This is a genomic window from Paraburkholderia sp. GW821-FHT02A12 (genome assembly GCF_059422005.1).
In genome coordinates this window covers 3,487,293-3,500,459 of record NZ_JBWKWA010000001.1, presented here as the reverse complement: position 1 = coordinate 3,500,459, position 13,167 = coordinate 3,487,293, and the positions used below count along the sequence as shown (strand labels likewise).

Here is a 13,167-nt window from a genome sequence, read left to right as displayed (position 1 = left end):
CGTTTGCCGGCCGATGTGAAGAAAAACCCCCGCGATGCAAATCGCGGGGGTTTTTTCATGCCGTCGTCAAACGACGGTGTTCTACCTTCATTAGCCCTTGTGGTGCTCGTCCCGGGTGCCGCTACCCGAATGCTGCTCCGCGTGTTGCGGCTGCGGTTGCGGGCGCGGCTGCTGCACCTGCTGCGGACGCGGCTCGGGACGCGGCTGCGGTGCCGGTTGCGGATGGAACTCCTGGCGCGGTGGCTGCTGCACCTGTGGCATCGGCTGCGGCCGTGGCTGCGGCGCCGGTTGCGGATGGAACTCCTGGCGCGGCGGCTGCTGCACCTGCTGCATCGGCTGCGGCCGTGGCTGCGGCGCCGGTTGCGGATGAAACTCCTGGCGCGGCGGCTGCTGCACCTGTGGCATCGGCTGCGGCCGCGGTTGCTGCACTGGCTGCGGATGGAACTCCTGGCGCGGGTGGGGCTGCTGCACCTGTTGAACCGGTTGCGGACGGAATTCCTGCTGCCGCGGCGCTTGCGGCTGGGCGTGGACTTCCGGCGGGCGCGGCGCCTGCGGTTCGGGCTGACGCTGTACCTGTTGCGGCTGCGGCTGCTGTTGCTGTTGCGGCTGGCGCATCTGTTGCGTCGCAGCCGGGTTCTCCGCCGGGCGTGGCTGGCCGTGCGGCTGCTGGGCCATCGCGGCGGGGTTTTCCGACGGACGCGGTGCGCCATGTTGTTGCATCCCCGCGTTGGCTTGCGCGCCGGGTTGCGGCGCGAACCCCGCCTGTCCCGGCTGCGGCTGCGGGCCGCCATGCTGCTGCGCCTGCTGGGCCATCGGCGTATGCGGCTGCGTCCATACCGGCTCGCGCCGCCCGTTCGCGCCGGGCTGCTGGGGCGCTTGCAGATTCGCTTGCGCCGGCATTCCGTGCTGCTGTGGCTGTTGCTGCGCAAAGCCGTTCAGATTGCCGCCGCCCGCTTGCGGCGGACGCGGCACGCCATTGGACGGATGACCGGGCTGGCCGACCTGGCCGGGCTGTGGCCGCTCGTTGGCCATCTGCGGCGGCATGCCCGGCCGCGCTTGCATTTCTCCGCCACGTTGCGGCGGCTGCCCATTGAGCGGCGCTGCTTCGCCCGGTCGCTGTCCGGTCTGTTGCATCGCCCTCAGCGTTCCCGGCGCGCCCTGCGCCATGCCAGGCGGCCGGCCGGCGATATGCGACTGCACGACCCGCACGTTCTGCGCTGGTATCCCACTTGCTGCACCAGGGCCACCCACGCTGCCCGGGCCACCCGCGAAGTGCGCCGGCACGGAAGTCCGCACGATCGGCGCCCCCGCGCCCGGCACCCGGCCGCCGCTTTGTGCAAAACGTTGCGCGAGGCTGTCGTGGAACGCCGCCGGCGTCCCTGGATTGCGCGTCGCAACCACCGGGCGCGCTGCCACTTCAGCAGGCGGCCGGTAGTTCGCGTTGCGCAGCCCCGGGCCGAAACTTTGCCGCACCGGCGCGATTCCCGGCGCGCCCGGATTGATCCGGGCATTGCGCCATTGCTGCGGATCGACCTTCTGCGCAAAGCGCGCAACCGGCTGACCGTGCACGAAAGCCGTCGCCGGCACGGCGGTCACAGCGCCCGGCACACGATAGTTGACGTACGTGTTGTGAATGTTGGTCACGTTCACGTTCGTCACATTGACGTTGTGGTTGTAGTTGTTGACGATCGTCGTCTGGTTGACGCGGTCGTAGTAGCGCGGACTCCAGTGATCGTGGTCGCCCCAGTGCGGATGCCACGGCTCGCCCGGGCCGAGCGGGAACCATGCGCAACCGGCCGCGACCGCGCCGCCGATGGCAAGGCTCACGCCCCAGTCGATTCCGGGTCCGCCGCCGCCCACGAAGGCGACCAGCGCCGGCGCATACACAGGCGGCTCGCTGACCACGATCGGGCCCGGCACCCATGCCCACGAGTCGTCTTCATAGGCCCAGCGGCCGTAGTGGTAGGGCGCGAAACCCCACGGCTCGTCGTCGACCCAGGTCCAGCCCCACGGCGCCTGCCAGACCCAATGGCCGTCGTGATAGGGCGCCCAGCCGACGGGTGTGGCGCGCGGCACCCATACCTCGCCGTATTGCGGACTGCTGCGCCATGTGCCGTTGGCGTCGAGATCCTGGTAGCCCGGAATCTCGCGCGATACGTAGCGCGCCGACACCGAGCGGTCTTCCGCGGCGTCGCGGCTCGCGGCCCATTGATCGAAGCCGTCGAGGCCCGGCGCGCCGTTGTCGGCGACCTGTTGCAGGTTGGTGCCGGCAAAGCTGATCTGCTGGCCCGCGCTGACCGGCACCTGGCCGTTGTCGCCGTACACGGTGGCGCTGCCGCGGCGTACGGTGACGGTAGTGCTGCTGCCGTCCGGTGCGACGTCGACACGGTAGTCGCCGGGACCGTTCAGGCCGAGCGCCAGATTCGGCGTGTCGATTTCATACGACGACCCCGGTGCGAGATCGCGCACCCGCGCCGACAACGTGCCTTGCGCGACTTTCAGTTGCGCGCTGTTGTCGTCGAGATTCAGCAGGTCGAGGCTGGTGGACTGGCCGAGGCGCACCGCGGTCGAGCCGATGTGCAATTCGGAGCGCGCGTTCTGGTCGTTCCACATCTGGTCGCCGGTGGTGAGCGGGCGGTTGAGCTGCGCGTACGACCAGTCGGTCGCGCCGGCCGGTTCGGTCGTCACCGTGCCGGCCATGTAGTTCAGCCGCGCGACGCGACTGGGCGGATCGGTGTTCTGGCTCGCGGCCACCGGCCCGGCGGCGCCCGGCGGCGCCTGCTGGACTTCCTGCGCGAGGGCGGCTTGCGCCGCGAACATGAAGGCGGCGGCAGCGATCAGCGTGTAGCCGATGACACGCCGTGTCGAACTTGGGTGATTGGCGACTGTTCTCATGAGTTTTCTCCGACGGCGCCGCATTTTGCGGCGTCCGTGAATCAACTCTACCCGCACGGTTTGTTTCAAGGCTCCCAGTTTTGTAAGGCTCCCTCACCAGCGTGTAACAAAAGGTCTCAATGCCGGTCTCAATGCCTCTATTCCACCTTTTCCTGTAAGGCAACTGCGGCGTTTCTGTAATTGAAACAGGTCTGAAATGCAGCCTCATGCGGCCAGAAACGCATCGAAATGCCGATGACCGGCCGGCGTGATGCGCAGGATGCGCGGCCGCTCGGTGCGCTCGACCCAGCCGCGGCTCGACCACGAATCGAGCAGCGCCGCGCCGAGCGCGCCGCCCAGATGCGGACGCCGCTCGCTCCAGTCGGGGCAGGTGCAGGCAAAGCGGCGCCGGCGGGTGTGCTGGACGGCCATGTCGATACCCCATTCGGCAAAGCGCTCGGCGCCCTCGGCGGTGGCTTCGAGCGAAGTGCCGTGCAGCGTCAGCAGGCCGCGCTCGACCAGCCGTTCGTACACGCGCACCGACAACTCGCCCGCCATGTGGTCGTAGCAGGTGCGCGCATAGCGCATGTCGACAGGTACAGTTCGCGCCGGGCGCGGTACCGGCCGCTGCTGCGCGCTGACTTGCGCGACGTTGGCGAGCGCTTCGATCGACGCCGCGATATCCGGCGACGCGATCCGGAAATAGCGATGCCGGCCACGCACTTCGAGCGCGAGCAGGCCACCGTCGGTCAGGCGCGCGAGATGGGCGCTGGCCGCCGACGGCGACAGCCCCGCGATCATCGTCAGTTCGCCGGCCGGGCGGGCGCTGCCGTCCATCAGCGCCCATAGCATCGCGGCACGGCCCGGGTCGGCGAGCAGCGCGCCGATACGGCTCAAACCTGGGAAGTGACTCTGTTCGTCTGCAAGGGGGGCGGGCATCGGGCGTCTCCGGTGGGCGGCGCGTGCATGGCGCCATACAGCTCACTGTATCTGTCTGCGGTATTCGATGTTTCAGCTTAGCGTGAATGATGGAATGCAGCAGCTACGAAAAGACGGTGGGCGCGGGCCGGCAGTGGCGCTTGCGGCGCCGCGCCGGGCCGTCAGGCTAGAATTGAAGTCTCTCTTTGCGGGAACACGCCGTCATGAAACTTCTTTTTGCCGTCGCCGCCGCGGTCCTGCTATTCAGTGCGTGCGCGCAGGGCGGTTCGGGGTCGTCGTCGGGTGCGGGCACGGGCAGCATCACCATGTACGGCACCATCGACGAAGGCATCACCTTTCATAAATGAGCCCGCGTGGCGCGATCACGGTTCGCGGCGGCCAAGGGCAATAGCAATGGCAATGGCAATGGCTGGCTGGAATTGATGCATCATTGTCATTTCTGCCATCATCGGCTATGTGACGATTCAGGCATCGCCACTTCCGCCGCTCGAGCTCGACCGATGCCGCCATCCGCTGCTCCCTCTCTTGCCGCCGCTAACGCCGGCTCCCGTCATTCCGACCCGCATGGCCGGCGCGCCGCGCGCGTACTGCCGTTTTCGCTGATCACCGTCGCTGCCGCGCTGACCACGATCTTCGCGTCGTTCCTGATGGCGCGGATCGGGCGGCGCGCGGGCTTCGTGCTCGGCGCGGGCGTCGGCGCGCTGGGCGGCGCGGTTTCGGTGTGGGCGATCTTTCACCACAGTTTCTGGGCGTTTTGCGCCGGCACCGCGACGGTCGGCGTGTTTCAGGCGTTCGCGCAGTATTACCGGTTGGCCGCCGCCGATGCCGTCGGGATCGACGGCAAGAGCCGCGCGATTTCGACGGTGCTCACCGGCGGGGTGGTGGCCGCCGTCTGCGGGCCGCTGCTGGCCGCGTGGAGCAAGGACTGGCTCGCGCCGGTCGCGTTCGCGGGCTCCTATGCGCTCGTCACCGGCTTCGGCCTTGCGTCGATTGCACTGCTAGCGCTGCTGTATCGCGACGCCGAGCCGTCCGCGAGCGTGGCGATTGCTCACGAGCCCGCCCGGCCGCTCGGCGAGATCGTGCGCCAGCCGATCTTCGCCGCGGCGCTCGCCAACAACGCGCTCGGCTACGCGGTCATGATGTTCGTGATGACTGCGACGCCGATTGCCGCGGTCGCTTGCGGCCATACGATCGGCGACGGCGCGGCGATCATCCAGTGGCATCTGGTCGGCATGTTCGCGCCGTCGCTGTTTTCCGCGCGGCTGATCAAGCGCTTCGGCGTGCTGCCGGTGATCGGCGCGGGGATCGCGCTGTCGGCGCTGTGCGGCGTGTTCGCGTTGCGTTCGACCGATCTGCCGTATTTCTACGCGGCGCTCGCGTGCCTCGGTGTCGGCTGGAATTTTATGTTTGTCGGCGGCACGACGCTGCTCGCGCAATCGTATCGGCCGTCCGAGCGCGCCAAGACGCAGGCGGCCAGCGAATTCACCACCTTTGCGTTCTCCGCGCTGGGTTCGTTGTCCGCTGGGCAATTGCTCGCGCATTTCGGCTGGGCGACGATCAATGCGGCGATCTTTCCGCTGCTGGGCGCAGCGGCGCTCGCGACGCTTGCCTATGCGTGGTCGCGCAGGCGCTCGGCGGCGGTGCTTTCATGATGCCCGTTCGCCACATCGTCTTCGCGGTCGCCCCCGACCTCGTGCTGCTCGACGCGAGCGGTCCGCTCGAAGCGTTCTGCCGCGCCGAATTGACAGTCGCTGCCACTGTCTCCGCCGGATCAGGCGGCAAGCCCCCGGCGCCAGTGGCTTACCGAACCACCGTCGCGTCGATCGAAGGCGGCGTGCTGCAAACCTTTCCCGGCCTGCCGGTCGTCACCGAGCGGCTCGACTCGCTCGACGACCAGCCGATCGACACGCTGATCGTCCCCGGCGTCCCGATCGACGAACACTGCACCTTGCAGCCTGAACTCGTCGCGTGGATCAAGCGCCGCGCGCCGCAGGTGCGGCGCGTGTGCTCGGTGTGCACAGGCGCCTTCTATCTCGCGGCGGCGGGCCTGCTCGACGGCCGCCGCGCGACGACCCATTGGCGCAACGCGGCCAACCTCGCGCGCCGCTTCCCCAAAGTGCAGGTGGACGCCGATCCGATCTTTATCCGCGATGTACGTGAGAGCACAGATGAGGGCGAGGGCGGCGTGATCTGGACGTCGGCCGGCGTGACTGCGGGCATCGACCTGGCCCTCGCGCTGATCGAAGAAGACGTGGGCCACGCGGTCGCGATGCAGGCAGCGCGTCGTCTCGTCGTCTTCATGAAGCGGCCCGGCGGCCAGTCGCAATTCAGCGCCGCGCTGGCGGCGCAGGCATCGGCGGGCGGGCCGTTCGAGGCGCTGCATAGCTGGATGGCGGCGCATTTGCGCGACGACCTGTCGGTCGAGCGGCTGGCCGAGCGCGCGCAGATGAGTCCGCGCACGTTCGCGCGGCGCTACGTCGACGAGGTCGGCCGCACGCCGGCCAAAACCGTGTCCGCATTGCGGCTGGAGGCGGCTTCGCGGGCGCTGGCGGAATCGCGCCGGCCGCTCAAGCGGATCGCGCTCGACTGCGGTTTCGGCAGCGAACAGAATTTGCGGCGTGCGTTTGTGCGGCGCTTCGGCGTGCTGCCGCTCGATTACCGGGAGCGCTTTGCGTCGGCGGTGGCGCGGCGGCCCACGGCGGCTTCGGCAGCGGGCTGAGAGGCGGCCTGATCGGTCACGCGAGCGGCGTTAAAGCAAGCCAGGCTAAAGTTAGACGAAAGTCTGACGGCGCCCCACGCCTGTACAGCGCGCGATGAAGTCAATATTGCGCTCGTATAATCGGCTCCTTTCAATGCATCCGATTGACCGGAGTCAAGATGAGCACCCCTGCCTTAGCGCCGCTGGACCGTTCCGAAACCACTTTCCGCTTTCTCGCCGAGCCCAGCTCAGTCAACTTCGGCGGCAAGGTGCACGGCGGCGCCTTGATGAAGTGGATCGACGAGACGGCGTATGCGTGCTCGGCGGTGTGGTCGGGGCGCTATTGCGTGACGGTCAGCGTCGGCAACATCCGCTTTCGCCGGCCGATTCTGGTCGGCAATCTGGTCGAGCTGCGCGCGCGGGTCGTCGCGACGGGCCGCACCAGCATGCATATCCACGTGTCGGTGCAGGCGGGCGATCCGAAGGGCGGCGAGCTGCTGCAAACCACGGATTGCCTCGTCGTGATGGTCGCCGTCAACGAAAACGGCCACCCGGTGCCGGTGCCCGCGTTCGTGCCGGAGACAGACGAACAGAAACGTCTGGCGAAGTACGCGATGGACGTGAAGGAAGCGCTCGACGCGATCGTCGAGCTGAAGCCGGAAGAAGTGGCGCAGGGGAAGGTTTAAGCGCCGCTTCCGGGTATCCCGGCAGTTACAGGCGTCACGGGCGGGCCAGGCGCTGAACCCAGATCGCGCCGCCCGTCGCCCGCCGGTCAGCGCTCAGCGCTCAGCGCGATTTGGCGCGCTCAGCCCGCCGAATGCCCGACCATATCGTTGGGCCGCACCCATTCGTCGAATTGCTGCTCGGTGACAAAGCCGAGCGCCAGCGCGGCCGCCTTCAGCGTCGTGCCTTCCTTGTGCGCTTTTTTCGCGATCTTCGCGGCCTTGTCGTAGCCGATGTGCGGATTGAGCGCCGTCACCAGCATCAGCGATTCGTTGAGCAACGTATCGATGCGCTCGCGATTCGGCTCGATCCCCACCGCGCAGTTGTCGTTGAAACTGTGCGCGCCGTCGGCGAGCAGGCGGATCGATTGCAGCACGTTGTGCGCGATCATCGGCCGGAACACGTTCAACTCGAAGTTGCCGCTCGCACCGCCGATATTCACCGCCACATCGTTGCCGAACACCTGCGCGCAGAGCATCGTCAAGGCTTCGGACTGGGTTGGATTGACTTTGCCGGGCATGATCGAGCTGCCCGGTTCGTTCTCCGGAATCGAAAGTTCGCCGAGACCGCAACGCGGGCCGCTCGCGAGCCAGCGAATATCGTTGGCGATCTTGTTCAGGCTCGCGGCCACCGTCTTCAGCGCGCCGTGCGCGAACACCAGCGCGTCGGCCGCGGCCATCACTTCGAATTTGTTCGGTGCCGACACGAACGGCACACCGGTCAGCTTCGCGATTGCCGAGGCCACTTTGGCCGCGAACTGCGGATGCGCGTTCAAACCGGTGCCGACCGCCGTGCCGCCCTGCGCGAGTTCGTACAGATGCGGCAGCGCCGACTCGACATGACGGATGCCGTGATCGAGTTGCGCCACATACCCTGAAAACTCCTGGCCCAGCGTGAGCGGCGTCGCGTCCTGCAAGTGCGTGCGGCCGATCTTGACGATGTCGGTGAATGCTTTCGCTTTGGCGTCGAGCGTGTCGCGCAGCGTGTTCAGCGCGGGCAGCAGATGCTTGACGATGCCGTAAGCGGCGGCCACGTGCATCGCTGTCGGAAACACGTCGTTCGACGACTGGCCGCGATTGACGTCGTCGTTCGGATGCACCTTGCGCGCTTCGCCGCGCTCGCCGCCGAGCAGCTCGCTCGCGCGATTCGCGATCACCTCGTTGAGGTTCATGTTGGTCTGCGTGCCGGAGCCGGTTTGCCAGACTGCGAGCGGGAATTCTTCCGGATGTTTGCCGTCGATGATTTCGTCGGCCGCCTGCATGATCGCGTTCGCCTTGCTTTCGTCGAGCATGCCGAGGTCGAGATTCACTTCGGCGGCGGCGCGCTTGATCACGGCCAACGCGGTGATCAGTTCGGGCGATTGCTTCTCGGTCGAAATGCGGAAATTCTGCAACGAGCGCTGCGTCTGCGCGCCCCAAAGGCGGGCGTTCGGCACGGCGATTTCACCGAACGTGTCGCGCTCCATTCGTACGTCTTCAGTCATGGTTCAACTCCGCTTCTCAAAGTTGTGCGTTGACGGGCAATAGGGAGAATAGTCCTGTTAGCGCGTTCCGGTAAAAACCCGCTTGCGGATCGAAGAGGTACGTGCGGCGGACGCCGTCTTCGACGTCGGTCCTTGCTTTTGCTTTTTTGCCTTTGAGGCGGTGGCATCTGGTGATGTGCCGGAAGGCGTGCAGACAGAATGCGTCGTGCCGCCTCCCCGGCATCGGTGAAATTAACCGCGCCCGGCGTTCAATCCCTGTGGGCCATCCTGATTGGTAGAACCTTTAGCAGGACGTCCCGCCCAGTACCCGGCAAGCAACGAGCCGGAAAGGTTGTGCCACACCGAAAACAGAGCACCGGGCAATGCCGCGATAGGCGTGAAGTAGAGCTTCCCAAGCGTCGCGGCAAGCCCCGAATTCTGCATGCCCACTTCAATAGCGAGCGTCCGGCAAACGGCTTCGTCGAAGCCGAGCAAACGACCGCCCCAATAGCCGCCGAGCAGGCCAATGCCGTTGTGCAGCACGACGCCGAGCATCACTACGAGGCCGACCGACGCAATGCTCTTCTGCGTGCCGCCCACCACCGCACCGATGATCAGCAGGATCGCCACCATCGAGATCAACGGCAGAACCGGCTCGACCTTGCGCACCGCCTTGCCGAACAGATGATTGACGACGAGGCCGATCACGATCGGCAGCGCGACGATCTGCAGAATGCTCATCAGCATGCCGTGCACGTCGACGGCGATCGACGCATCCACGTAAAGGCGCGTGAGGAGCGGCGTCGCGAACACGCCGACCAGCGTCGACAACGCGCTGATCGTCACCGACAACGCGACGTCGCCGCGCGCCAGATAGATCATCACGTTCGACGCCGTGCCGCTCGCGACGCTGCCCACCAGCACCATGCCCGCAGTCAGATCGGGCGGCATGCGCAGCGCCTTGGCGATCACCCACGCGGCCAGCGGCATCACGAGGTAATGCAGCACGATGCCGGCGATGACCGGCGCGGGCCGCGTGAAGACGCGCTGAAAATCGGCCACCGATAAGGTGACGCCCATCGCCAGCATGATGATCGTCAGGAGCGTGGTGACGTGCGGCGCAATGCCGGTGAAAGAGGCGGGCGAAGAGTATGCGGCAATCGAAATGAGCACCGCCCAGAGGGGAAATAAACGGGTGACGCGGGCAAGCATGACGGGTGATCCTTGGTTCTGGTTTTATGGTGAATGTCGAGGGTCGGTCGATCGGCACGCTGTCAGTCGCGGCAGGTGCTCGGGGTCCCGCTCGCGATGAGCGGCAGGCCCTGGCGGCGGATGATGAGCCGTTGGGCGGCGCGGGCCTTCGTGAGGAGCGCAAGCGGCGTCGCGCGGGTGCGCGCGTATCTGCCAAACGCGTGTCAACGCGTGCCAAAGCGCGCATTTTACAGTTCGAGGCGCCTTAGCCGGGATTCGTTGGTTGCGCGTGCAACCGGATTCCCAGCGCGGCCAACCAACCATCCGTGCTTTGCTTAGCTCAAGCGGACTGGGCGGGCGGCCGGGTGGGCGCAGAGGATGCGGGCGGCACGCGCCGCAAGCTCAGCTTGTGAAAGCGCAGCGTCATCAATAGCGCGACGCTGGCGAGGCCCGCCGCGAGTCCCCACCACAGGCCGCGTGCGCCGAGGCCGAAATGAAACGCCAGCGTATAGCCGGTCGGAAAGCCGATCGCCCAGTAACCGAACGACGCGACGATCATCGGCACGCGCGTGTCCTTCAAACCGCGCAGGCAGCCCGAGCCGACCGTCTGCATGCCGTCGACGATCTGGAAGATCGCCGCCACGCCGAGCAGCGAACTGGCGAGTGCAATCGTCGCCGCATTGGCCGGGTCGTCGAGATGCAGATACAGGCCGACGATCCAGTGCGGCGCGGCGATCAGCACGATGCCCGACAGCGTCATGAAGCCGACGCCGAGCGCCAGCGCGACGAAACCCGCGTGGCGCGCAGCGAGCGGCTGCCCCGCGCCGGACCAGAAGCCGACCCGCACGTTGGCCGCCTGGCCGATCGCGAGCGGCACCATGAAGGCCACCGAGGCGACGTTCAACGCGATCTGGTGCGCAGCCAGTTGCGACTCGCCGAGCAACCCGACCATCAGGCCGGTGGCGAGGAACAGCGTCGATTCGACACCGTAGGTGATCGCAACCGGCCAGCCGATGCCGAACAGCTCGCCCATCAACGGCACGTTCGGCCGCGTCGCGACAACGAAATGGCGATAGCGCGGCCGCAGATGCAGCAGCGCCATCAGCACCAGCGCGCTCAGCCAGACCGTGATCGTGGTGGCCGCCGCCGAGCCGAGAAAGCCGAGCCGGGGCAGACCATAGGCGCCGTGGATCAGCCCGTAGTTGAGAAAACCGTTCACGACGACGCTCACGAGCGACACCCACAGGAGCCGCCTGGCCGCGCCGATCGCCGGCAAGAACGAACGCAGCAGCCCCACGCCGATCAGACTGCCGAGCGCGCCCCAGCGCAGGACCGCCGCGTATTCGCCGACGTTGTGCGCGAGCAGCGCGGGCTCGCCGAACGCCAGCAGGACCGGTGTGGCGAACGACAGCAGGAAGAACGCCGGCACCGACAGCAGCACCGACAGCACGAAGCCGGTCCAGTAGATATGCGGCACGCGGCCCTCGTCCTGGGCGCCGCGCGCGTGCGACACGCTCACGCTGACCGAGGTCAGCACGCCTTGCAGCAGCGTGACCACGACAAAGAACAGATTCGCGCCGAGACCGCCGGCGGCGAGCGCGTCGGGACCGAGCGAGCCGAGCAGGATCGTGTCGGTGACGCCCATCGCCATTTGCGACAGCTGCGCGATGGCGAGCGGGGCGGCGAGACGGGCGGTGTCGGCGGCGTGGCGGGTCAGGGTCGGCGGCCGGGCGGCCACCCTGGTGAAGCCGGATTGAGTCATTGAGCGCTTAACGGCGGAAGTGGCGACAGACCGACGGCCAGAGCGAGCAGGACAAGCGGGACAACTCGGGACAACCAGAGCGATCAGGGCGGCGGCTGCGAAACACGGCTTGGCCGCCGAGTGCGCAGGGTCGCTGTCAGCTGACTGTTTGTCTGTCGAAACCAACAGCTTATTGCCTGGGCGCGGCAATGTCGATGGAGCAGGCACAATTTTGGTGCGCGTACGGGCTCCGGATTCTCGGAGTACGGCGCCTCCCGCGCATCAAGCTTCGTGCACCGCGATCCGCGTATCGCCGAGCAATACCACCTGGCCCGCGCGGATTTTGCAGGTCTTACGCGTTTCGACCCGGCCGTCGACGGTCACGGCGCCGTCCGCGACCATCATTTTCGCCGAGCCGCCGCTGTCCGCGAGGCCCGTTATCTTCAGGAGATTGTGCAGTTCGACGTAGTCGCCGGTCAGTGTGAAATCGAGGTTGGGCATGGCGTTTGCGCCTTCAGGCAAAGGGTTCGCATCATAAGCCAGAAGCTTGCCCTGGATCGGCGTCCACGTGGATTTCCCGTCGTGCATAGGCATTTGCAAGCAGATGTTATGTACTTGTCAGAAAATGAAACGTTCCGTAACACTGGGTGTTTCTCGCGAACTTCACTCCGAAAGGGGCGGTCTGTAGAAAAGCCTGCTGGATTTTTCCCGCATTCTCCAGCAGGCGGCAGACCGGGCGAGGCACGCATCGATACGTCACGCCAGACTCGACGCCCGTGTCCTGACAACCTTAGAGAGGAAACAATCATGACCCAGATTCGTACGCTCCTGATCGGTACCGCCCTTACTGCCTTTGCCGCGACCGCCGCTGTCGCTCAGACCGCCGCGCAACCGGCCGCCGGCCTCTCCGCGCAGGCACAGGTTCAGACCCAAGGCGCCGATCTAGCACCCGCAGCGCCTGCCGCGCAGGGCGTGCAGCCGGTCACGCCGGCTCCGACCCGTCTGACGGCGCCGGGCTCGACCGACCCGCTGGTTCAGAAGCGCGACGCCGATGCGCAGGCTAACGCCGAATTCCGGGCGCAGAAGAAGTCGTCGAAGGCTGAACTGAAGGAACAGCAGAAGGCTGCCAAGTCGCAATACAACCAGCAGGTGCGCAACGCCAGGATCAACCAGAAGGCGGACAAGCAGGCCGCCAGCAACGAAATGAAGATGAACATGCAAGGTCAGGCAGCCGATCAGGATGACGGCGCTGATGTGAAGCACTAATAAAGCACTAAGCGCGTTGTGCTGAGGCGTCGATAGCGCGGTTCAAGGCGCGCGAGCCGACGCCGGCAAGGCGAACGCCGGCGACAATCCGGCTGACGCGGAGCAGCATGAGGCGCTAGCCGAAGGCAGGGCATGGTGAACGCCTTGCCGTCTCACGGTGAAAATGGTCCGGTGCGCCCGGGCCATTTTTTTCGCTGGCGCGTGTGCTTTCGCACGGCGCGGCGCCTCGCGAGCCACCGCGGTGCCACCGCGTAAAAAGGGTCGCTTGCCGGC

Annotated in this window: 11 protein-coding genes; 5 read left to right on the top strand and 6 right to left on the bottom strand. The window is 66.6% G+C overall.

Annotation, left to right across the window (positions count from 1 at the left end; all coding sequences use genetic code 11):
- Window positions 1–90: 90 nt before the first annotated feature.
- Both AC07WT_RS15925 and AC07WT_RS15920 read right to left on the bottom strand, forming a co-directional pair.
- Window positions 91–2,895, bottom strand: coding sequence for a DUF6600 domain-containing protein (locus AC07WT_RS15925; protein WP_494947703.1), 2,805 nt, complete (start codon window positions 2,893–2,895; stop codon window positions 91–93).
- A gap of 204 nt (window positions 2,896–3,099) precedes the next feature.
- On the bottom strand, window positions 3,100–3,813 hold the full coding sequence (locus AC07WT_RS15920) for an ArsR/SmtB family transcription factor (protein ID WP_492590989.1): 714 nt from the start codon (window positions 3,811–3,813) through the stop codon (window positions 3,100–3,102).
- 203 nt (window positions 3,814–4,016) lie between these two features.
- Between AC07WT_RS15920 and AC07WT_RS15915 the strand changes: the two genes are divergently transcribed.
- The 4 genes from AC07WT_RS15915 to AC07WT_RS15900 all read left to right on the top strand — a co-directional run bounded on the left by AC07WT_RS15915 (window position 4,017) and on the right by AC07WT_RS15900 (window position 7,197).
- Window positions 4,017–4,160 carry a hypothetical protein gene (locus AC07WT_RS15915; RefSeq protein ID WP_492590988.1) on the top strand — a complete coding sequence of 48 codons (144 nt, stop codon included), beginning with the start codon at window positions 4,017–4,019 and terminating at the stop codon, window positions 4,158–4,160.
- Window positions 4,161–4,313: 153 nt separating this feature from the next.
- Window positions 4,314–5,465 (top strand): MFS transporter, encoded by a 1,152-nt coding sequence (locus AC07WT_RS15910; protein WP_494947702.1) that lies wholly within the window; start codon window positions 4,314–4,316, stop codon window positions 5,463–5,465.
- Window positions 5,465–6,532 (top strand): GlxA family transcriptional regulator, encoded by a 1,068-nt coding sequence (locus tag AC07WT_RS15905; protein WP_494948439.1) that lies wholly within the window; start codon window positions 5,465–5,467, stop codon window positions 6,530–6,532. The genes AC07WT_RS15910 and AC07WT_RS15905 overlap by 1 nt, the downstream gene beginning before the upstream one ends.
- Window positions 6,533–6,690: 158 nt before the next feature.
- A complete protein-coding gene (locus AC07WT_RS15900) occupies window positions 6,691–7,197 on the top strand; it encodes an acyl-CoA thioesterase (protein WP_028199238.1) in 507 nt (168 codons plus the stop codon).
- 119 nt (window positions 7,198–7,316) lie between these two features.
- On the opposite strand, the gene fumC is transcribed toward AC07WT_RS15900, so the two are convergent.
- The 4 genes from fumC to AC07WT_RS15880 form a co-directional block, all read right to left on the bottom strand.
- Window positions 7,317–8,717 carry a class II fumarate hydratase gene (gene fumC / locus AC07WT_RS15895; protein WP_494947701.1) on the bottom strand — a complete coding sequence of 467 codons (1,401 nt, stop codon included), beginning with the start codon at window positions 8,715–8,717 and terminating at the stop codon, window positions 7,317–7,319.
- A 231-nt stretch (window positions 8,718–8,948) separates the two neighbouring features.
- Complete coding sequence (panS, locus tag AC07WT_RS15890) at window positions 8,949–9,908, bottom strand: ketopantoate/pantoate/pantothenate transporter PanS (RefSeq protein ID WP_492590985.1); 960 nt, start codon at window positions 9,906–9,908, stop codon at window positions 8,949–8,951.
- A 319-nt stretch (window positions 9,909–10,227) separates the two neighbouring features.
- Window positions 10,228–11,649: an MATE family efflux transporter gene (locus AC07WT_RS15885; protein ID WP_492590984.1), complete on the bottom strand. Its 1,422-nt coding sequence runs from the start codon at window positions 11,647–11,649 to the stop codon at window positions 10,228–10,230.
- Between the two features lie 261 nt (window positions 11,650–11,910).
- Window positions 11,911–12,129 (bottom strand): RNA-binding S4 domain-containing protein, encoded by a 219-nt coding sequence (locus tag AC07WT_RS15880; RefSeq protein ID WP_011489423.1) that lies wholly within the window; start codon window positions 12,127–12,129, stop codon window positions 11,911–11,913.
- 306 nt (window positions 12,130–12,435) lie between these two features.
- Between AC07WT_RS15880 and AC07WT_RS15875 the strand changes: the two genes are divergently transcribed.
- Window positions 12,436–12,894 carry a hypothetical protein gene (locus tag AC07WT_RS15875; protein WP_492590982.1) on the top strand — a complete coding sequence of 153 codons (459 nt, stop codon included), beginning with the start codon at window positions 12,436–12,438 and terminating at the stop codon, window positions 12,892–12,894.
- The last annotated feature ends 273 nt before the right edge of the window (window positions 12,895–13,167 follow it).